Source organism: Streptomyces sp. NBC_00483 (genome assembly GCF_036013745.1).
GTDB lineage: Bacteria > Actinomycetota > Actinomycetes > Streptomycetales > Streptomycetaceae > Streptomyces.
Map to the genome: position 1 here is coordinate 8,913,623 of NZ_CP107880.1, position 19,615 is coordinate 8,933,237.

The 19,615-nt window shown below is 70.7% G+C and carries 16 protein-coding genes and 2 pseudogenes; 3 read left to right on the forward strand and 15 right to left on the reverse strand.

Annotated features, from left to right (window positions below):
• Positions 1-383 precede the first annotated feature (383 nt).
• Positions 384-1,418 (forward strand): annotated as a pseudogene (locus tag OHA73_RS39880) (endo-1,4-beta-xylanase); the annotation flags it as partial.
• 56 nt (positions 1,419-1,474) lie between these two features.
• Here OHA73_RS39880 and OHA73_RS39885 read toward each other — a convergent pair.
• The 7 genes from OHA73_RS39885 to OHA73_RS39915 form a co-directional block, all read right to left on the reverse strand.
• Entirely contained in the window at positions 1,475-2,302 is an 828-nt protein-coding gene (locus OHA73_RS39885; RefSeq protein ID WP_327657633.1) for an alpha/beta fold hydrolase, read from the reverse strand.
• 17 nt (positions 2,303-2,319) lie between these two features.
• Complete coding sequence (fdxA, locus tag OHA73_RS39890; protein WP_266723607.1) at positions 2,320-2,640, reverse strand: ferredoxin; 321 nt, start codon at positions 2,638-2,640, stop codon at positions 2,320-2,322.
• Positions 2,641-2,647: 7 nt separating this feature from the next.
• Positions 2,648-3,652: an NAD(P)/FAD-dependent oxidoreductase gene (locus OHA73_RS39895; protein WP_327657634.1), complete on the reverse strand. Its 1,005-nt coding sequence runs from the start codon at positions 3,650-3,652 to the stop codon at positions 2,648-2,650.
• A gap of 182 nt (positions 3,653-3,834) precedes the next feature.
• The gene (locus OHA73_RS39900) at positions 3,835-4,701 is read right to left on the reverse strand and encodes an IclR family transcriptional regulator domain-containing protein (RefSeq protein WP_327657635.1); all 867 of its coding nucleotides are present in this window, start codon (positions 4,699-4,701) and stop codon (positions 3,835-3,837) included.
• Positions 4,698-5,672 carry a catechol 1,2-dioxygenase gene (locus OHA73_RS39905; protein ID WP_266723612.1) on the reverse strand — a complete coding sequence of 325 codons (975 nt, stop codon included), beginning with the start codon at positions 5,670-5,672 and terminating at the stop codon, positions 4,698-4,700. Before OHA73_RS39905 ends, OHA73_RS39900 begins: the two co-directional genes overlap by 4 nt.
• On the reverse strand, positions 5,669-7,048 hold the full coding sequence (locus OHA73_RS39910; protein WP_327657636.1) for a M20 family metallopeptidase: 1,380 nt from the start codon (positions 7,046-7,048) through the stop codon (positions 5,669-5,671). Before OHA73_RS39910 ends, OHA73_RS39905 begins: the two co-directional genes overlap by 4 nt.
• A 115-nt stretch (positions 7,049-7,163) precedes the next feature.
• On the reverse strand, positions 7,164-8,435 hold the full coding sequence (locus OHA73_RS39915) for an aromatic ring-hydroxylating oxygenase subunit alpha (protein ID WP_327657637.1): 1,272 nt from the start codon (positions 8,433-8,435) through the stop codon (positions 7,164-7,166).
• Positions 8,436-8,597: 162 nt separating this feature from the next.
• Between OHA73_RS39915 and OHA73_RS39920 the strand changes: the two genes are divergently transcribed.
• The gene (locus tag OHA73_RS39920; RefSeq protein WP_327657638.1) at positions 8,598-10,091 is read left to right on the forward strand and encodes an AMP-binding protein; all 1,494 of its coding nucleotides are present in this window, start codon (positions 8,598-8,600) and stop codon (positions 10,089-10,091) included.
• A 214-nt stretch (positions 10,092-10,305) separates the two neighbouring features.
• Here OHA73_RS39920 and OHA73_RS39925 read toward each other — a convergent pair whose 3' ends face one another.
• From OHA73_RS39925 to OHA73_RS39940, 4 genes are all read right to left on the reverse strand, one after another.
• Complete coding sequence (locus tag OHA73_RS39925; RefSeq protein WP_327657639.1) at positions 10,306-11,253, reverse strand: quinone oxidoreductase family protein; 948 nt, start codon at positions 11,251-11,253, stop codon at positions 10,306-10,308.
• Positions 11,253-12,107 carry an alpha/beta fold hydrolase gene (locus tag OHA73_RS39930; protein ID WP_327657640.1) on the reverse strand — a complete coding sequence of 285 codons (855 nt, stop codon included), beginning with the start codon at positions 12,105-12,107 and terminating at the stop codon, positions 11,253-11,255. Before OHA73_RS39930 ends, OHA73_RS39925 begins: the two co-directional genes overlap by 1 nt.
• Positions 12,108-12,139: 32 nt before the next feature.
• The gene (locus tag OHA73_RS39935) at positions 12,140-12,988 is read right to left on the reverse strand and encodes an alpha/beta fold hydrolase (RefSeq protein ID WP_327657641.1); all 849 of its coding nucleotides are present in this window, start codon (positions 12,986-12,988) and stop codon (positions 12,140-12,142) included.
• Positions 12,989-13,127: 139 nt separating this feature from the next.
• Positions 13,128-13,724 (reverse strand): TetR/AcrR family transcriptional regulator, encoded by a 597-nt coding sequence (locus OHA73_RS39940; RefSeq protein WP_327657642.1) that lies wholly within the window; start codon positions 13,722-13,724, stop codon positions 13,128-13,130.
• Between the two features lie 87 nt (positions 13,725-13,811).
• Between OHA73_RS39940 and OHA73_RS39945 the strand changes: the two are divergent.
• Positions 13,812-14,542, forward strand: a pseudogene (locus OHA73_RS39945) (SDR family NAD(P)-dependent oxidoreductase).
• Between the two features lie 42 nt (positions 14,543-14,584).
• Here OHA73_RS39945 and OHA73_RS39950 read toward each other — a convergent pair.
• From OHA73_RS39950 to OHA73_RS39965, 4 genes are all read right to left on the reverse strand, one after another.
• Positions 14,585-15,364 (reverse strand): SDR family NAD(P)-dependent oxidoreductase, encoded by a 780-nt coding sequence (locus tag OHA73_RS39950; protein WP_327657643.1) that lies wholly within the window; start codon positions 15,362-15,364, stop codon positions 14,585-14,587.
• A 78-nt stretch (positions 15,365-15,442) separates the two neighbouring features.
• A complete protein-coding gene (locus tag OHA73_RS39955) occupies positions 15,443-16,285 on the reverse strand; it encodes an enoyl-CoA hydratase/isomerase family protein (RefSeq protein WP_327657644.1) in 843 nt (280 codons plus the stop codon).
• A gap of 11 nt (positions 16,286-16,296) precedes the next feature.
• Positions 16,297-18,603 (reverse strand): CaiB/BaiF CoA-transferase family protein, encoded by a 2,307-nt coding sequence (locus OHA73_RS39960; protein WP_327657645.1) that lies wholly within the window; start codon positions 18,601-18,603, stop codon positions 16,297-16,299.
• Between the two features lie 115 nt (positions 18,604-18,718).
• A complete protein-coding gene (locus OHA73_RS39965) occupies positions 18,719-19,561 on the reverse strand; it encodes an IclR family transcriptional regulator (protein ID WP_267067861.1) in 843 nt (280 codons plus the stop codon).
• Positions 19,562-19,615 lie beyond the last annotated feature (54 nt).

Here is a 19,615-nt window from a genome sequence, read left to right on the forward strand (position 1 = left end):
AAGGCGGCCGCGAGCGACAGGGGTGCGAGGACCGCGAGCAGGCGTCTCAGGGGGACCGGGGACGGTCGGCGGAACCACATCAGAGGAACTCCCTTGAGGTCGAGGACACTTCCGAAAACTTTTCGAAGAATTCCCGGAATCTGTGACGCCACAAGCTAGGAATGTGTGGCTCCACGGTCAAGACCTGTCGCCGAACTGTCTGCAAATAGCGGCTCGTTGGGGTTCCGGAAGGTTTCAGGGCTGGAACGGAAAGTTTTTCTGCGGGGCGTATTGACGATGCACCGCCAACACCTCAATCATCCGTGTCTGAAGCCCCGGTCGTTGTTCGAGATCGCGAACCGGCGCTTCGGCCCTTCCATGATTTCTACCTTGGAGGCACCGTCATGGGCTCGTACGCCCTCTCCAGAACCGTTGCCCACCGAAAGCTCCGCTTTCTGCTGTTATCGCTGGTCGTTGGCGTCCTCGGTGCGGCCGGCGCACTGGTCGCACCGCCGACGGCACACGCCGACGAGAGCACGCTCGGTGCTGCCGCGGCGCAGAGCGGCCGCTACTTCGGTACCGCCATCGCCTCCGGCAAGCTGGGTGACTCGGCGTACACGTCGATCGCCGGCCGTGAGTTCAACTCGGTGACGGCCGAGAACGAGATGAAGATCGACGCCACCGAACCGCAGCGCGGCCAGTTCAACTTCACCGCTGGTGACCGCGTCTACAACTGGGCGGTGCAGAACGGCAAGAAGGTGCGCGGGCACACGCTGGCCTGGCACTCCCAGCAGCCCGGTTGGATGCAGAGCCTCAGCGGCAGCACCCTGCGCCAGGCGATGAACGACCACATCAAGGGCGTGATGGGTCACTACAAGGGCAAGATCGCCCAGTGGGACGTCGTCAACGAGGCCTTCGCCGACGGCAGTTCGGGCGCTCGCCGCGACTCCAACCTGCAGCGCACCGGCAACGACTGGATCGAGGCCGCCTTCCGCACCGCGCGCGCCGCCGACCCGGCCGCCAAGCTCTGCTACAACGACTACAACGTCGAGAACTGGACCTGGGCCAAGACCCAGGCCATGTACGCCATGGTCAAGGACTTCAAGCAGCGCGGCGTGCCGATCGACTGCGTCGGCTTCCAGTCGCACTTCAACAGCGGCAGCCCCTACAACAGCAACTTCCGCACCACGCTGCAGAACTTCGCCGCTCTCGGCGTCGACGTGGCCATCACCGAACTCGACATCCAGGGTGCCCCGGCCTCGACCTACGCCAACGTGACCAACGACTGCCTGGCCGTCTCGCGCTGCCTCGGCATCACCGTCTGGGGTGTGCGCGACACCGACTCCTGGCGCTCGGGGGACACGCCGTTGCTGTTCAACGGCGACGGCAGCAAGAAGCCCGCGTACACCGCCGTCCTCAACGCGCTCAACAGCGGTTCCTAGGTATACGCGGGTATACGCGTCCTGATGAGTCGGCCGCGGCTGGTCCTGCTGGGTCAGCCGCGGCCGACCCAGTCCACGACGGTGTCGGCGAACTCCTGCGGAACCTGCTCCGGCGCCGCCACATGACCGCCGGACAGCACCCGTGTCCCGCAGCCGAGCGCGGCGGCGAACTTCGCGAGGGAGGGACGCGAGTAGTGGTCGTCCGGCGCGCAGACGGCGAGGGTGCGGGCAGTGACGAGGGGCAGGCGCCCCTCCATGTCGTAGCCGGGGATGGCCCGATGACCCTCTTCGACACGGTCGAGGACGGTCAGCGCGTCGATGACGTACCGGGTGAGGGGCGCCTCCTCGCCCGGCCGGTAGAAGCCGCTGCGCCGGTCCCACAGCTCTTGCAGGTGGGAGCCGTCGGGTTTCAGGTCGACGTGGTCGACCCGGTGTCCCGCGGCCGAGGCGCGCCGCTTCTCGTCGTCGACGAACGGCGTCCCGGACAGCAGCAGGCTCGCCACCCGGTCCCGCAGGCGCGCGGCCACCTCGACCGCGATCACCCCGCCCGTGTGATGGCCGACCAAGTGGAGTGTTTCGAGGCCGAGTTGGTCGACGAGTTCGCAGACGGCGTCCGCGAACCGGTCGATGGTGTGCGGCCCCTCGGGCTTGGCGGACGCCCCGTAGCCGAGGGTGTCCATGGCGATCGCCCGGTACCGGGCGCCGACCAGGGGGAGTACGTCGAGGTACTCCGTCCAGGAGCGGGGTGTCTGATGGAGCAGCAGCACGGGCTCGCCGCTGCCGGACTCCACGTAGTGCAACTGGCCGAAACGGCTGGGGACATAGCCCTTTCGCAGCGTGTCCGTGTCCGCGTACGTGTTCGCGAACGTCGTGTCCGTCATACGTGGGTCGGCGGCGCTCACCGGGTGCTCACCAGCTCCGTGTCGACGCCCACCGGGCCGAGGGGTGTCGCACCGCCGGGGGAGCCGAGCGCGGCGTCGCGGCCCGGCAGGATCTCCACGAAGAAGCGCTTGTTGTCCTCGCGGAAGTCGGGGTCGGCCTTGCGGTCGACGGTGATCGCCTGCTCCGGGCAGGCCACTTCGCAGGCCCCGCAGTCGATGCACTCCATGGGGTTGATGTAGAGCTTGCGCTCACCCTCGTAGATGCAGTCGACCGGGCACTCCTCCATGCAGGACCGGTCCATGATGTCGACGCAGGACGAGCCGATGACGTACGCCATGGTGTGTTCAGTGCTCCTTCTCGGTGGAGTGCCCGGGGAACAGGGCCGCCTCCGGGTCGATGACGGTGGCCGCGTTGTTGACGGCGGTGGCGGCCTCGCCGAAGCCGACCGAGATCAGGCGGACCTTGCCGGGGTAGTCGGTGATGTCACCCGCGGCGAACACGCGCGGCAGGTTGGTGGCCATGTGGGTGTCGACGGTGATCTTCCGGGCCTGGAGGTCGAGTCCCCAGTGCTGCAACGGGCCCAGGTCGGCGAGGAAGCCGAGCGCGGCGACGACGGTGCCGGCCGGGACGAGGCGGGTCTCCTTCGTCGTACGGTGCCGGATCTCGGCCTGCTCGACCCGGTCGGCGCCGATGAGCCGGCTCACCTCGCTGTCGGTGACGATCTCCACGCCGAGGTCGCGGACCTTCTCGACGGACGCCGCGTGGGCGCGGAAGCGGGCCGTGCGGTGCACGAGGGTGACCGAGCGGGCGATCGGGGCGAGCAGGGCCGCCCAGTCGAAGGCGCTGTCACCGCCGCCGACGACGACCACGTCCCGGTCCGCGTGCACGGACGGCTCCGGCACGAAGTACTCCAGGCCCCGCCCGAGGAACTCCTCCCCGGCGGGCAGCGGGCGAGGTGTGAACGTCCCCACGCCGCCCGTGATGACAACGGCCCTGGCCCGCACCGTCGCCCCACGGTCGCTGCGGACGACCGGCAGCCCGTCGGCGTCGTGCGCCAGCTCGGCGGCCCGGTGGCCGAGGAGATAGCGCGGGCAGTACGGCTCGGCCTGCGCGACGAGACCGTCCACCAGGTCCCGGCCGCGTACGGAGAGGAAGCCGGCGATGTCGAAGATCGGCTTCTCGGGGTACATCGCGCTGATCTGCCCCCCGAGCTGCGGCAGTACGTCCATGACGGTGACGGTCAGACCGCGGAACCCGGCGTAATACGCGCCGTACAGGCCCGCCGGACCGGCGCCGATGATCAGGACGTCGGTGGTCAGGACGTCGGTGTCGTCGGTGAGTTGGCTCATGGTGGTGAGCGTAGGAACGAGGGAGCGGTTCTCCCTATGGAGTCGTTCCGGTGAGCAGGACGGTCTCTGGGGTGGGTGGTCCGTGGGGTGGTGGCCCGTGGGGTGGGTGGGTCGGAACGCGGCGAGGGGCCCGCCGTTCGGCGGGCCCCTTCGTGCTTGTGGTGCGTGACGGCGCCAGGTCCCTAGGCCAGTGACCGACCGATGCCAAGTGCTGCCGTACGCAAGGTAGTTGCGTGACCGGCCGCATCCATCCGGTACGTGGGCGCCGTGATCGACAGCGCGCCCACCAGCGTGGTGCGTCCGGCGAACACCGGCACGGCCAGGCTCGCGTAACCGAGCCTGATCTCCTCGGACTCCAGGGCGATGCCCTCGTCCCGGATCCGGTCGAGCTGGGCGCGCAGCCGGCCCGGTGACACCACCGTGTGCCGGGTGATCGGCTTGAGGCCGCTGCGCACCACGTCGACGAAGAGCGACGGCGGCGAGTGCGCGAGGATCGCCTTGCCGGTGCCCGTGCAGTACAGCGGGAGCCGGCCCGCGATCCGGGACTCCGCGTTCAACCCGCGGTGCGGGAAGATCTTGTCCAGGTAGACGACGTCCAGGCTGTCGTGGATGGCGAAGTGGATGGTCTCCCGCGTGATCAGGAGCAGGTCCTCCATGTAGGGCTGCACCGCCTCGCGCAGGATGCGCTGCCGGTGAACCCGCTGCCCCAGCTCGAACAGCCGCAGCCCGAGCCGGTAGTCGCACCCCTCGCGCTCCAACAACCCCCAGGTGACGAGCTCTTGGGCCAGCCGGTGCACCGTGGCCTTCGCCGCCCCCGACCGGCGCACCAGTTCGGCCAGGGAGAGGGCGGAGTCGTCGGAGGTGAAGGCCTCCAGGATCGGACGGACCTTCCCCAGAACGGAGTTCATGGGGTCGGTCCCTGCCGCGTCGGCCTCGGACTCCGGCTCGTTGTCGGAGCGTTCGGAGCGTACGGACGAGAGGACGAATCCGGCAGGTGGCGTCGCGGTCGGCCGGCGGTCGGCCGGCGGTGCTCCGGCCGCCGCGCTCATGCCGACTGCCCCGCTGTCGACCGCCCCGCGTCCACGGCCGCCGGATCGATGACCGCGACACCCATCCCGGTGAGCCACTCGGGCATCGGCTCGTACGCCAGACGCCGAGCCGGCGCATGGTCAAGGGCGGCCGCCATCAGCAGCCAAGTACGCAGCTCCTGCGCGCCGTTGCCCGCCGCCTTCTCCAGCTCCTCGGTCGTGTACTCGGTGAGACGGTGGGCCTCGCCGCGCTCCAGAAGAGTGAGGAACTCGTTGTCGAACTCCGGCGTGAGGGAGGCCTCCGCGGCCCGGATGATCTCGCGGCGCCGGGCGTCGTAGTCCTGCCAGTTGTTGCGGCCGTCGAGCCACGCGCCGACCATGAACTCCTCGTCGTCGCCGTGCGGTTCGCGCCAGTCCGGCCACGGCAGCCGGTGCGAGAGTCCGCCCGAGCCGACCACCGCGACCCGCCGCTCGCCGGGGAAGGCGAGCACGGCCTCGCGGATGGCGTGCCCCAACTCCTCACACCGCTCCAGCGTGGGCAGCGGATGCGCGAACACGTTCACCACCAGCGGCACGATCTCCACGTCGAGCCCGTCGAGCAGGTACTGGATGGCGTGGGACTGCCCGTGGTCGATCTGGAGGCGGGCGGAGAACGCGGGGTCGAAGCGCCCGCTCTCCACCAGCGATTCGGCGATGTGCTGCGCGAGCGGCACATCCACCGGCTGCGGGCCCTTCGGCGTCCCGGACTCGCCGCTCGCGAGGCACTCCCCGACGCCGAGCGTGAACGGCGGGATCAGGTCGAGCCAGAACCCGCGGAAGTGGTTCGAGCCGATCAGGACGACGGTGTCGGGCCGGGTCCTGGCCAGTTCGTCGCGGGCCGCGCCGAGCGCGTCGCGGAACCGTTCGGCCCGATCCTTGTGGACGGTCTCCTCCCAGTGCGTGTTCATCAGCGTGCTGTGGGAGGCACCCACGCCGAGCACGATCTCGCTCATGCCGTTGCTCCTTCCAGTGCCATGGGGGCCAGTGCCATGGGGGAGTCGCATTCCTCGCGGGAACGGGTGACGGTGTCGACCGCCGTGCGGATCAGATGGCGGGTCAGTCTCTGCATCTCCTGTACGGAGACGGTGTTCATGCCGCGCGTGAAGTCGATGTCGAAGGGTGCCTCGGACACCTTCGGCATCCCGACGCGGACCGTGGGGATGCCGCGCCCGCGCAGGATGTTCGCGTCGGTGGCACCACTGTTCCCGGTCACGATCTCGTGCGGGCGCCCCTCAAGCGCCTCCCACCCGGCGACCGCGCTGCGGAACACCCAGCTCTCCCGGCTCGTGGACGTCCCGGGGATCGCCAGGATCATCTCCACCGTGGCGTCGAGACCCGGCATCGACTGCTTCAACTCCTCGATGGCTGCCGTGAATTCACGCTTCGCCTGCATCGGGGTCGTCTCCGGTGCGATCCGCAGGTCGACGCGGAGCGTGCAGGCCGCGGGGGTCGCCGCGGCCAGGCGCGGCCAGCCGCCGCGCACCGACGAGACGACACCCTGCGGTGCGACGGTGCCACCGGTGTGCCGCTTCGCGTACTCGGCGAACCACTCCTCCAGGTGCCGTACGACATCGCCGGCGCGGCTGATCGCGTTGTCGTACGGGAGCCGGTGGCGCGAACCCACGTAGGTGTGGGTGCCGTGCACCGTCACCTCGAACCACACCAGGCCGACCTCGTCCCACGAGACCGTCCACCCCGGCTTGGCGATGACCGCGTAGTCCGTCCACACGCCTTGCTCCAGGAGAAACGAACAGCCCGCGCCCTGACCGGTGTTGAGCCGGTCGCTGCCGGGCCTCGCGTTGGTGGGCATGCCGCCGGCGCCGAACGCGGCGACCAGGTCCCCGGTCAGCGGCACACCGGCCAGCGCGATCGCCTCTGCGGCCATCATCACGCAGGCCGCGTGGCCCTTCGGGTTGGAGGCGCCGAGCCCTGTCACCAGGTCGTCGTAGACGGTGGCCTCTGGGCGCATGTCCTCGCGCAGCTTCGGCCCGATCCACGGCACGTCCTCGCTCTCGTCACCCACGGTGAAGGTGTCGATGGGCGCGTACAGCATCAGGTCGGGGCCGGTGCCGTCGCCCTCGAGGCGGGCCCAGGCGTTGGCCTGCCGCGCGTCGAGCGGCTGACACGTCGAGCGCAGGCCGACCGATTCCAGCGTCCCCGCGATGTGTTCGGCGAGCGGCCGCTCGTCACCCGTCGGGCTGGGGACACCGACCAGGCCCACGATGAGCTCGCGCAGCCGCTCCTCGGTGATGTGCTTCCATGCCTCCGCCACCCAGCCCTGACGCCGGGTGTCGAGGCCGGTCAGCCCGTCCGGGTTGGGGGCGTTCACTGGTTGACCCGGTGGACCTGGGTCATCGTGGTCTGCGCGAACCGCTTCTTCGCGCGGGGGAGTGCCACCGCGACGGCGACACCGAGCAGAATCTTGAACAGGGTGCGGGCCATGATCAGGCCTCCTCATCGGGCGTGGCGGTTTCGGTGACACCGGCGGCGGCGAACTTCTTGCCGTACTCGTCCTCGCTGAGGTTGCGCCACGAGGTCAGGGACACATCGGGGCGGTAGAGCTTCTCCGGGGGTGCGTCGGTCACGTCGACCATCCAGGCGTCCTGGCCGGAGAACTCGCCGTGGAACAGCCAGCGGATGGCGCCGAGGTACTTCGCGTAGAAGCGGAGCGTCTCCCAGCCCTGCGTGAAGTTGACCATCACACCGACGTAGCGGTGGTTGTCCTCGTCTACCGGGACGTAGAACTCGTAGTGGATGAAATTCGGGTACGCGATCCGCAGCACGCCGGGCATCGACAGGGACGCGAAGCCGGGGAACTCCTGGGCCTCGATGACGGGGTCGACGGCGTCGGACTTGCCGGTGTTGCCGAGGTTGAACGTCTCCTTGGGCGGCTGCTTCTTCCACCACCGCTTGTTGGACCAGCGGCCCACGCCCGGGAAGTCGGCCTCCCAGTGGACCTCGTCCTGTACGCGGTAGATCCAGCGGCCCTGCGGCACGATCCGGGTGATGTTCCAGGTCGGCATCGGCTTGAACAGGCGCCAAAGGGCCGTGCGGTGAAGGTACTTGGCGTGGCCCTCGTCGAAGCCGTTCTCGCACGCGAAGCGCCAGTTGCCGCCACGCGGCTCGATGCGGCCGCCCATCACGAAGGCGTTCGACACCAGCTCCTCGGGGAGCTGCTCGTCGATCGGGTGCGGCTCCTCGTCGGCGACCGGGATGAAGACCCAGACCATGCCGAGCCGCTCCTCGACCGGGTACGTCCGCACGCCGAGCTTGCCCGTGAGGCGGCAGCCGGGGCCGTCGGTGATGACCGCGGACAGCTTGCCCGTGGGCAGGTCGAAGGTCCAGCCGTGGTACGGGCAGCTGACCGTGCCGGGGAACTGCTGGTTGCCCTCGGACAGCGGCACACCACGGTGCGGGCAGCGGTTGTGCAGCGCGTACACCTTGCCGCTGTCGCGGATCAGCGTGATCTTCTCGCCGCAGAGAGTGAACGGCTTCGGGTCGCCGGTGACGTGGCTCGACCAGGTGACCGGGTACCAGTAGCCGCGGAAGCCGGACGCCGCCTTGTCGTAGTGGGGCCAGGACGACCAGTCCTGCCGGCCGATCTTCTCGGCGGCGGCGCCGCGGCGGGCCCTGGCCGCGCCCTTGGCGGGCTCCTTCGCGGCGTCGTCCTTCGCGGCGGTCTTTTGGACGGCGGGGGATCGTTCGCTCGACGTCATCTCGTCGTGGCCTCCTGCTCAGTGGGTGTGCCGCACGAGCATCCGGCGTGGCGCGGCGCCCCGCCTATGAACCTGTTCCGGTGAACGGACCGTGGCCGACGGTGGACCGGTCAGCGAACCGTGGGCCTTGAGCCGGCGGGAGCGGGCGGACAGCATCCGTCCATGAACCGCATGACGATTCCCGGCCTCGTCGACGCGGCGGCCGAACGCCACGGAGCGCGGACCTTCCTCACTGTCGACGGGGCCCGGCGCACCTACGCCGAGACACGTACGGCCGCGGCCACCATGGCGGGCGCGCTCGCGGCCCGCGGCTGCCGGCCCGGCGACAGGGTCGCCGCGCTGCTGTCCAACCGCGTCGAACTGATCGACCTGGTACTCGGCTGCGCCTGGCTCGGGGCAGTCGTCGTCCCGCTGAACACGGCGCTGCACGGGCGGCTGCTCCGGCATGCGCTGGACGAGGCGAAGCCTCAATTTCTTTACGTGGAGGGGGAGTTCGCCGAGCGTGTGGAGGCTGCGGGATACGCGGGCGAGGTGTGGGTGACCGGGTCGCCGCAGGCGCCCGTGCCCGGCGTCGAGCGGCCGCTCGACCCGTATCCGTCGCGCCCCGGTGACACGGCGGCCGTCATGTTCACCTCCGGCACCACGGGGCCCTCTCGCGGTGTGCGTTCCCCGCACGCCCAGTTCGTCTGGTGGGGGCGGAACGTGGCCGACTCGCTGCGCCTGACCGCCGACGACACCCTCTACACGTGCCTCCCGCTGTTCCACACCAACGCCCTCAACGCGCTGGCGCACGCGATGACCGTGGGCGCCTCGATGGTGGTGGACCGCAGGTTCTCCGCCTCGCGCCACTGGCGGCGGGCCGCCGAGACCGGTGCCACGTGCGTGTACGTGCTCGGCGCCATGGTGCCGATGCTGCTCGCCCAGCCGCCGGGGCCCGAAGACCGTGCGCACCGGGCGTGGCGCGGGCTCGGGCCCGGCACGCCCGGTGCGCTGTGGGAGGTGTTCCGCGAACGGTTCGGTGTGGCGCTCGTCGACGGGTTCGGGTCCACCGAGACCAACCTGGTCATCGGGTCGGGTCCTGGTGACTGTCGGCCCGGGTACATGGGCACGGTGCGGGAGGGGTTCGAGGCGCGGGTCGTGGATGTGGATCTGGCCTGTGTGCCGGACGGCTCCGTCGGTGAGCTTGTTGTTCGTACCGAACGCGAACATGCCTTCGCCACGGGGTACTTGGGTGAAGCGGTGCTCGAGCCGGGCGGCTGGCGGCGGACCGGGGATCGGGTGGTGCGTGGGCCCGATGGGTGGTTCCGTTTCGTCGACCGCGTCAAGGACTGCATCCGGCGGCGCGGCGAGAACATCTCCTCGTACGAGGTGGAGACGGCGTTGTGCGCTCATCCGGACATCGCGGAGGCCGCCGCGTTTCCGGTTCCGTCCGATCTCGCCGAGGACGAGGTGATGGTGGCGGTGGTGCCGGGCGCCGGGCGCTCGCTCGACCCGGCGGAGGTCGCGCGGCACTGTGCGGGGGAGTTGCCCGGGTTCGCGGTGCCGCGGTACGTCGACGTGGTGGGGGTGTTGCCGCTTACGGAGACGGGGAAGGTTCGGAAGTCGGTGTTGCGGGAGCGGGGGGTCACGGGGGTGACGTGGGATCGGTTGGGCTAGGGAGCCGGGGGGATGTCACCGCCGAGTGCACGTCGTACGTGGCTGGGCGCGCCCACGCGGCGGAGCCGCATATTGACACAGCCCCGCGCCCCTGAAAGGCATGCGGCTTCGCCGCTGCCATCAGGGGCGCGGGGCTCCCTCGTCGCCCGAGCCCGCCCGGCCACAGCCCCGCTCGAGCGGGCGGGCATCCAGCCGTGCCCGCCCGGGCTGGGCGTCAGCCAGGCAGCAGTACCGCCCTGCCGCGGACCCGTCCGCCCCGCAGCGCGTCCAGCGCCGCCGGGGCCTCCGTCAAGCCGAACTGCTCGACCGCCAGGGTCAGTTCACCCTCCGACAGGCGCCGGACCAGGTCAGCGGAGACCTCGCGTGCTCGGCGTTCCTGGCGGATCATGTTGACCGGGAGGAGGGCGACCTCGTCGAGGAGCCAGCTCGGCAGGTCGAGTTCGACGTGCGGCCCGGCCACGTAGCCGATGACCACCGCGCGTCCGCCCTGCCGTACCCACCGGCTGCGGCCCACCAGGCCCGCTCCGCCGAGTGTGTCGACGAGCAGGGAGGCCGAGCGGTCCTTGGCGAGCGCTTCCGCGTCGTCCAGCGTCACGGCCGCCACGCCTTTCGGTACGTCGGCCAGCTGGTCCTCGCGGCCGACCACACCGGTTACCGTCGCGCCCGCGGCCAGCGCCTGCTGCGCCACCATCGCGCCGACCGCGCCCGCGGCGCCGACCACCACGACGTCCTCGCCCTTCTCGATCCGGCCGACGTCGTGCAGCGCCACGTACGCCGTCGTCGCGGGGACGAAGAAGCTCGCCGCCACCCCCGGGTCGAGCGGTGCCGCGAGCGGTGTGACCGCCTTGCGCTTGATGCTGACCCGTTCCGTCCACGTACCGTCCCGGAGCAGACCGAGGCCGCCGCCGCGCAGTACGACCTGATCGCCGGGTGTGAGGTCGGAGTCGGCGTCGGCCTCCAGGACCGTGCCTGCTCCCTCGACCCCGCCGATGTACGGCAGGGACGGCTTCAGCTCGAAATTGCCGGAGGCGACCGTCGCGTCGAGGTGCGAGACACCGCCCGCCGTCACCTCGACGAGGACCTCTCCCGGCGCGCGGCGCGGCTCGGGCACCTCGTCGAGGACCGGCGCGGCGCCCCATTCATGGAACCGTACAGCCCGCATCAGCCGGCCGCCTTGCCGATGAACTCGAGGCTGAGGGCGTTGTAGAGCTCGGCCTGCTCGTGCTGCGGCCAGTGCCCGCAGTCCTCGAACAGTTCAAGCCGCGAACCGGGGATGCCCTCGTGCAGCGCCTTCGCCTCGGGCACGTCGCCGAACGGGTTCTTGCGGCCCCACACCACCAGCGTCGGCTGGGTGATCTGCGCCTGCTGCTCGGGGGTCAGCAGGTTGCGCTTGCGGCGCTCCATGTCCTGGAGGGAGAGGAGGTTGTCGACACCCGCGACGAACTCCGGCGTGTGATAGATCGCGTGCCGCACCTCGACCAGTTCCTCGGTGGCGGAGGCGTCGTCGGCCATGAGCAGCCGCATCCGCTTCCGGGTGAGGTCGATGTCGTCGGAGCTGACGGCCTTCTTGGTGCTGGTGCGGATGCGCTCCATGACCTCCGGGTTGGCCACCGTGCCGCCGGAGCACAGGAGTTGGAGGCTGCGCACCCGCTCGGGGTGCTCGATGGCGGCGCGGGCGCCGACCCAGCCGCCGAGGGACTCGCCGACGATGTGGACGCTGTCGACGCCGACGGCGTCCAGGTAGTCGATCAGGTGGGTCACGTAGTCGGCGATCTCGTACGGCTTGTCGGGCTTGCCGGTGTAGCCGTGGCCGAGCATGTCGATGGCGTGCAGGTCGTAGGCGGCGTGCGCGGTGATGTTCCGCGCGAAGGCCTCCAGGTGACCGCTGGTGCCGTGCAGGAAGATGACGGCCTGTGCGTTCGGGTCACCGGCGCGCAGGGTGCGGGTGGGGACTCCGGCGGCATCGACGTACTCGACGCGGAAGGGGGTGGGGCTGATCTCGGTCCAGATGGACATGTGCGGTACTCCGTAAGGAAGTTGAGGGTGGATCAGTTGAGGGAGTCGAGGAAGCCGCTGACCACCGAGTGGTACGCCTCGGGCCGCTCCTCCTGGAGGTGGTGGGAGGCGTGGTCCATCACGTGGAGGTTCCCGTTCGGCACCATGCGGGCCAGCATCAGCGGGTAGTCCGGGGTGAGGAACGCGTCCTGCATGCCCCACATGAACAGCGCCGGGGCCTGCACCTGGCCCAGCTCCTCGGTGAGGTCCTGCCAGTCGCCGCGCGGCGAGTCCGACATGGCGGCGAGTGCGCGCTCTTCCTGGTCGAGGCTCTGCTCGTGGCGCAGCGTCAGCGTCTCCTCGGGGAGCTTCGCGCCGTCGTACCACTCCAGCTTCGTGATGAGCTGCCGCATCTTCTCGCGGGTCGGGCCCTCGCCGCCGTAGTAGACGTCGCGGGCCGTGCGGCCCCGGTGACCGTTCTCGGGGAGCGGGGCGAGCGGCCCGTAGAACACGGGCATGCTGCCGGTGATGACCAACGACCGTACGCGCTCCGGGTACTTGGCGGCGAGGTTGAGCGCGATGGTGCCGCCCCACGAGTTGCACACGAAGTCCGCCCGGTCGATGCCGAGTGTGTCGAGCAGGCCGATCGTCTTCGCCGCGTGGTGGTCCCACATCGGCCCTTCGATACGGGACTTCTCCGACTTGCCGTACTGGTGGATGTCGACGAGCAGACAGCGCCGGTCGGCCGCGAACAGGGGCGCCACGGGCCCGAAGTCGCTCCACGCGGTGCAGCCGGGGCCGCCGCCGTGCAGGAACACGGTGTCGGGCCCGGAGCCCAGGTCGTGGTAGTGGTAGCGAATGCCCGCGCCGTCCGCGTACTGGCTCTCCGGTGCTGGTGACATGCGAGTCCTTCCGTACGAATGCGGGGGTACGGAGTCGAGCCCATCACCGCGCCGGGCGTTGGCCCAGCGTCACGGTCCGCTCAGCGAACCCCTCCCACTGGATGACGCACAGGTACGTAAGGACGAGTGCCCGGCAGTATCAGCGGGCGGGTCGGGGCAGTACGGCGAGGGCCGTCCGGGCCACACCGGTGAGCGTCTCCTCGCTCGCTCCGGCCTTGCCCAGTGCTTCGATACCGCGCAGTACGGCGAGCACGAGCGCGGCCAGCTCTCCCGGATCCGCGTCCGCGGCGATGTCACCATGGCGCTGGCAGGCGGCGATGTCGTCCTGGAGCAGTGCCCGCAGCGCCTCGATGGTCGCGCGCGCCCGCTCGGCCACCGTCCGGTCGTGCTCGGCGAGTTCGGCGGCTCCCTTGGCCAACAGGCAGCCGCGGTGGGCCGTGTCGGCGGCGGTCGACGCCGCCACCGCGTACACGTGGGCGGACAGCCGTGCGTAGGCGTGCGCGTCGTCGCCGCTCAGCTGCCGGCTCGCGGACTTGACGGCGGAGCCGCAGTAGTCGTCGAACACGCGGTGGAACAGTTCCTGCTTTCCGCCGAACGCTCCGTACAGGCTGCCCTTGCCGAGCCCCGTCGCCTCGGCGATGTCCTCCATGCGCGTGGCGGCGTACCCGCCCGACCAGAACCGCTCCCGGGCGGTGTCCAGTACCTGCTGCTCGTCGAACTTCCTCGGTCGTGCCATGGGCACAGCCTAGCCATTCTTGACCGGGTCGTCCATAACGACTAGCGTTCTGGACGAACCAGTCAAGAACTGATGGGTGGGTGTGTGATGACTGAAGTACTCGCAGGCAAGGTGGCCGTGGTCACCGGAGCCAACAGCGGCATCGGGCTTGCCATCGCCAAGCGGTTCGCTGCGGAGGGGGCCCGCGTGTTCCTGGCCGGCCGCCGTCAGGAGCCGCTCGACGCGGCCGTCGCCGAGATCGGCCCGCGGCCACCGGTGTGCGGACCGACGTCTCGATACAGGCGGACCTCGATGAGCTCTACTCGGTCGTGCGCAAGAAGGCGGGCCGTATCGACGTGCTGGTCGCCAACGCCGGCGGCGCCGTCCCCGAGCGCCTCGGCGAGATCACGGAGGAGGCCATCGACGCCACCTTCGGCGCGAACGTGAAGGGCACGATCTTCACCGTGCAGAAGGCGCTGCCCCTGCTGTCGGACGGTGCCTCGATCGTGGTGACGGGATCGAGCAGTACCGTCCGCCCCGAGACGGGCTTGGAGGTCTACGGCGCGTCGAAGGCGGCGGTGCGCAACCTGGTGCGCAGCTGGGCGCTCAGCGCGCAGGAACGGAAGTTCCGGGTGAACGCGCTGAGCCCCGGCCCGACTGAGACCCCGGGCCTGATCGGCGCGGTGGGTCCGGACCACCAGCTCGCCTCGGGGGTGCCGCTCGGCAGGATCGGCCGCCCGGACGAGATCGCCTCGGTCGCGACGTTCCTGGCCTCGGACGCTTCCAGCTTCGTCAACGGCGCCGACTGGTTCGTCGACGGAGGGCAGGCGCAGGTCTGAGACGGAGGGCAAGCGCAGGTCTGAGCACGCCCCTCCGGGGATTCACTGGGCGGTGTAGCCGCCGTCGACGTGCAGTACGGCGCCGGTGGTGAAGGACGAGTCGGCCGCCAGCAGGGGCAGTACCGCGTGCGCGACCTCCTCGGGCCGGCCCCAGCGGCCGAGCGGCACCTTGGCGGTGAAGGCGGCCTGGGCGGCGGCGTCGGTCTGGGCGTCGTCCTCGTTCATGGGGGTGCGGACGGGGCCGGGGGCGACGCAGTTCACGGTCACGCCGCTGCCGGCGAGTTCCAGGGCCGCCGACCTGGTGAGCGCGGCGACGGCGCCCTTGGTGGCGGCGTAGCCGGAACGCTCGGGGGCGCCGGTCGAACCGAGTACGGAGCCGATGGTGACGACGCGTCCGAAGCCCGCGTCGAGCATGCCGGGCAGGACGGCGCGGATCGCCAGCCAGGTGCCGACGACGTTGGTGTCGAGGGCGGCGCGGAAGTCGTCGGGTGTGAGCGAGAGGATCGACCCGCGGGCAAGGCGGCCGGCGGCGGTCACGAGGCCGGTGACCGGGCTCCACCGGTCCGCTGCCTGGCGTACGACGTCGGCCAGCTCGTCGGCGTTCGTGGTGTCTGCCTGGAGCGCCAACTGCCCAGTGCCAGAGGCGCATTGGAGTTGGTCGGCCGCCGCTCGGCAGCGTTCCGCGGAGCGGCCCGTGACGACTACGGGCCGCCCGGTACGGGCCACCGCCTCGGCGACCGCGAGGCCGATCCCGCTGGTTCCGCCGGTGACGAGCACGGGGCCGTCCTGTGGTGCGTCCTTGGTGTGTTGCGTGGAGGTCATCAGCCGAGGATGCGGAACGGACCGTGACACACCGATGCGGGCAGTCCGGTGAACGGACCGCCCGCATCGGTGTGTTCGTCACCGGCCCATGAACACCGGGTCCCGCTTCTCGAGGAACGCTTGCAGCCCCTCCGCAGCGTCGGCGGTCCCGGTCAGGTCGGCGACGCCCTTCTCCTCGTGCTGCAAGGCCTCCTCGACGGGCAGTCCGTGTCCCTCGTCGACGACGCGCTTGAGCAGGGCGATGGCGGCCGTGGGCTGCGCGGCGAGGCGGCGGGCCCGCTCGGCGACCACCGCGTCGAACTCGGCCTGCTCCACCACGACATCGACAAGGCCGAGCTCCAGGGCCCGCTGTGGTGTCAGCCCTTCGGCCTCGATCATCAGCCGCTTCGCCAGGTGGGGGCCGACGAGTCGGGGAAGCCGCTGGCTGCCACCGGCCCCCGGGAAGAGACCGAGCCGCATCTCCGGGAAGCCGAACGTGGCACCGGCCGACAGGATCCGCAGGTCGCAGGCGAGCGACAACTCGGCGCCGCCGCCCAGCGCGTGGCCGTTCATCGCCGCGACGACCGGCTTGGGCGCCTGCTCGATCAGCCGCTGCACGTCGATCCAACGGCGCATCTTCGCCTGGTTGTCCGCCGACAGGTCCCGCATGACGGCGATGTCGGCGCCGGCGATGAAGAACCGTCCCGTGCCGGTGATGACGATGCAGCGCACCTCCGGGTCGGCGGCGAGGGGCTCCAGGGCCGCGAGGAACTCCTCGATCATCGCCGGGTTCACGGCGTTCGCCTTGGGCCGGTCGACGCGGATCGTGGCGACGGCGCCGTCGCGTGTCACGTGGAGTACGGAGGGCGGGGCCGTGGTGTTCTTCTGAGCCGTCTCCTGAGCGGTCTCCGTAGTCGTATCCGTAGCCGTCTGCGCAGTCATCGCGGCCTCGCTCACTCGGTCACTCCCTCGGCGGTCAGAGCCGCCAGTTGTTCGTCGGTCAGGTGCAACAGCTCTCGCAGTACCTCGTGGGTGTGCTGGCCGAGGAGAGGCGCGGGCCGGGTGAGTTCGCCGGGTGTCTCGGCCAGCCGGGGCACGATCCCCTCGTGCGGGACCGGCCCGGTCAGAGGATGGTCGAGCACGGGGTAGAACCCGCGCGCGGCGAGCTGCTCGTCGGCCTCGACGAGGTCCTGCCCGGTCGCCACGACCGCCGCCGCGACGCCCTCGGCCTGGAGCAGCTCGGCCAGCTTGTGCGCGTCATGCTGACGGGTCCAGGTGGCGAGAGCGGCGTCGATCTCGTCCTCGTTCCGCCTGCGGGCGGTCAAGTCGCCGTCCTTGCAGGGAAGTTCGACGGTCCGAGTCAGGGCCTGCCACGGCTCTTCGTCGGTCACCGACACCGCCACCCACCGGTCGTCCCCGGCCGCCGGATACACCCCGTGCGGCACGGCACGCGGCGACCGGTTCGGGAAGTCGGCGGTCCGTGGATCCGGCGCGCTGTCGCCCAGTACGGGTTCCAGGGCGGCCGGGCCCATCGTTGCGGCCATCGCCTCCAGTTGGGACAGGTCGACGTGTCCGCCCTGCCCACGTGCCAGGAGGTCGAGCGTGGCGAGTACCGCGGAGTTGGCCGCGATCATGTCGCCGAGGCCGAAGGTGAGTCCCTGCGGCGGGCCGTCCGGGTCACGTGTCTCGCTGGACAGGCCGGACATCGCGGCGAGTGTGTCGGCGAACGTCACGGCGTTGCGCCAGGGCCCGGTCTGTCCGACGCCCGCCATCGACACGAGGATCACGTCCGGATTCAGCTCGCGCAGCGACGCGTAGTCCATGCCCCAGCGCGCGAGAACTCCCGGGCTGAAGTTCTCCACGACGACATCGCAGTGCGGCACCATCTCGCGCAGCAGGCGCCGGCCCTCGTCGGTCCGCAGGTTCAGGGCGACGCTGCGCTTGTTGCGGTTGAAGTTGAGGAAGTAGCCGCTGTCGTCCGGGTTGGAGCCGGGCCGTAGATGCATCGAGGGTGCGAAACGCGTGGGGTCCTGGCGGTGCCGCGACTCGACCTTGACGATGTCCGCGCCGTGCTCCCCGAACTGCTTGGTCACGTATGGACCGGCCAGCACCCAGGTCAGATCGAGGACCCGAATCCCTTCCATGGCACGGGACTTGGGTCGTCCGTCGCCGTCAGGTACCCGGGCGGACGTGTCACGGCGCCACAGCGGATCGCCCACCTCGTGGAGCGCGGACAGAGCGACCGGCCGGGGGAGTGCCGCCCACGGAAAGCCGACGTCCTCGACGCCGCCCTCCGGAAGTCCCTCGCCGGTGACCGTGACCAGCGACTCGCGGGCGCGCAACTGCGGGTGGTCCGGCAGCCGCCCGGCCGGGACCACCTCCGCCCACGGCAGGGCGCGTTCCCGCGCCTCGGCGGCGAGTTCGGCGGCCGGTTGCCGGGCCGCGAACCGCAGCACCAGCTCGTCGACATGGGCGCGCTGGTCCCACCGGAACGCGGCGTCCTGCCAGCGCTCGTCGACGAGGTCACCGGCCTCGCCCCGCTCCGCCATCCACGCCAGCAGGTCCGTCCACATCCGGTTACTGCCCGAGTAGCCCCCGGCCACATAACCGTCCGCCGCCTTGAAGATCCGGTGCGCGACGTGCTCGTACACCCCTCCGTTGCGTACGGGGAAACGTCCGGCGTGGATCCACGCGAGGGCGGCGGTCTCCAGCGTGGCGGCGACGGCCTCCTGCGCCGAGACATCGACGAGTTGCGGGGTTCCCGACACGACGGCGAGCAGCGCCCCGATCGCCGCATGGGCTCCGGCGGTCTGTAGTGCCTGTTCGCGCGGTGGCGGCTTGGGCTGTCCGTCGGGGAGCCCGCCGAGCCACGTCATGCCGCCGGCCGATGCCAGCACCAGATCGTCGCCGACCCAGTCTCGGCGCGGCCCGGTGAGACCGAAGGGTGTCACCACCACATGCACGGCGTGCGGCCACCGAGAGGAACCGTCCTCGCGCAGGCCGCGCAACCGTGCCACGGGTCCGCTCTCCAGGACGACATCGGCGTCCGCCGCCAGTGCGTCGAGCTCCGCCGCGTCCCGTACCTGCGTCCAGCGCTTGCCCGCGTGCCAGTGCGTGCGGGCCGCCGGGTCGAGGTCGTTGCCCGGCGTGATCCGTACGACGTCGGCGCCGATGCCGACGAGCAACCTGGCTCCCTGGAAGGCGAGTTCATCGGTCAGGTCGAGCACGCGCAGCGCTGTCGGGTCCGTGTCTGTTCGCACCACGGCTCCTCCCCATACGTGTCCGCAGCCTTTGCGGAACTTCACGATCACCGGGGGCGGGGAGGCGGGCCACCGGGGTGTTCTGCTGACCGGACCGGGGTCCCGCGGCGAGTGCTCAGCTCGCGGCGGCGCGGGCGGGACGCACGCCGGCCGGCCTCGGTACGACCGCCGGTCGATCCATGTCGTACGACGTCTTCCGCGCCACACCGCGTTCGATGCTCTCGGCTGTGGCCCGCAGCGTCGCGAGGTGCCGGTCCACCGACACCTGCGCGACCGGCGCCGTGATCGAGAGCGCCGCGTGCGCCGACCCGGGCACGGCCACCGGCACCGCGAGGCTGGCGTACCCGGGCCTGACCCCCTCGACCTCCAGGGCGTACCCCTGACGGGACACCGTGGACAGGCGCCGCATCAGCACCTCGGGGTCCGCCACGGTGCGAGGTGTCATCACGGGAAGACCGCCGAGGGCGAGGGCCGCCACCAGTTCGGGCCCGTCGGGCGCCAGGGCGAGCAGCAGGTGACCGGTCGCGGTGCACGAGGCGGGCAGTCGGCCGCCGACCTGCGAGTGGGTGAGCACATTGGCCTCACCCGCGATCTTCTCCAGGAACAGGACATGGCTCCCGTCGAGGACCGCGAGGTGCACGGCGGCGTGACTCCGTGTGAACAGGTCCGCCATCAGCGGGCGCGCGACGGAGCGCAGCACCGAGGAGGCGGGCACCCGCTGCCCCAGGTGGAAGAGCCTGATGCCGAGCTCGTACGTCTCGCCGTGCCGGTCGAGGAGCCCCCACTGCACCAGCTCCCGGGCGAGGCGGTACGCCGACGCCTTGGGCACACCGGACCGACGGCTGAGCTCGCTCAGCCGCAGCCGGTCCGCCCCCGACTCGAACGCGGCGAGCAGCAGCTGCGCCTTGCCCAGTACGGAATTGGGCAGCAGGACATCCTCTTCGGCGTACGACCCCATCAGCAGACCCCTTACGTCCTCACATGGCGGTACAAGCCATTTGAAGTGCAACAA

Coding starts and splice junctions, on each gene's coding strand:
- OHA73_RS39885 (WP_327657633.1), bottom strand. CDS start 2,302: ATGACGGACACGACGTTCGCGAACACGTACGCGGACACGGACACGCTG.
- fdxA (WP_266723607.1), bottom strand. CDS start 2,640: ATGGCGTACGTCATCGGCTCGTCCTGCGTCGACATCATGGACCGGTCC.
- OHA73_RS39895 (WP_327657634.1), bottom strand. CDS start 3,652: ATGAGCCAACTCACCGACGACACCGACGTCCTGACCACCGACGTCCTG.
- OHA73_RS39900 (WP_327657635.1), bottom strand. CDS start 4,701: ATGAGCGCGGCGGCCGGAGCACCGCCGGCCGACCGCCGGCCGACCGCG.
- OHA73_RS39905 (WP_266723612.1), bottom strand. CDS start 5,672: ATGAGCGAGATCGTGCTCGGCGTGGGTGCCTCCCACAGCACGCTGATG.
- OHA73_RS39915 (WP_327657637.1), bottom strand. CDS start 8,435: ATGACGTCGAGCGAACGATCCCCCGCCGTCCAAAAGACCGCCGCGAAG.
- OHA73_RS39920 (WP_327657638.1), top strand. CDS start 8,598: ATGAACCGCATGACGATTCCCGGCCTCGTCGACGCGGCGGCCGAACGC.
- OHA73_RS39925 (WP_327657639.1), bottom strand. CDS start 11,253: ATGCGGGCTGTACGGTTCCATGAATGGGGCGCCGCGCCGGTCCTCGAC.
- OHA73_RS39930 (WP_327657640.1), bottom strand. CDS start 12,107: ATGTCCATCTGGACCGAGATCAGCCCCACCCCCTTCCGCGTCGAGTAC.
- OHA73_RS39935 (WP_327657641.1), bottom strand. CDS start 12,988: ATGTCACCAGCACCGGAGAGCCAGTACGCGGACGGCGCGGGCATTCGC.
- OHA73_RS39940 (WP_327657642.1), bottom strand. CDS start 13,724: ATGGCACGACCGAGGAAGTTCGACGAGCAGCAGGTACTGGACACCGCC.
- OHA73_RS39950 (WP_327657643.1), bottom strand. CDS start 15,364: ATGACCTCCACGCAACACACCAAGGACGCACCACAGGACGGCCCCGTG.
- OHA73_RS39955 (WP_327657644.1), bottom strand. CDS start 16,285: ATGACTGCGCAGACGGCTACGGATACGACTACGGAGACCGCTCAGGAG.
- OHA73_RS39965 (WP_267067861.1), bottom strand. CDS start 19,561: ATGGGGTCGTACGCCGAAGAGGATGTCCTGCTGCCCAATTCCGTACTG.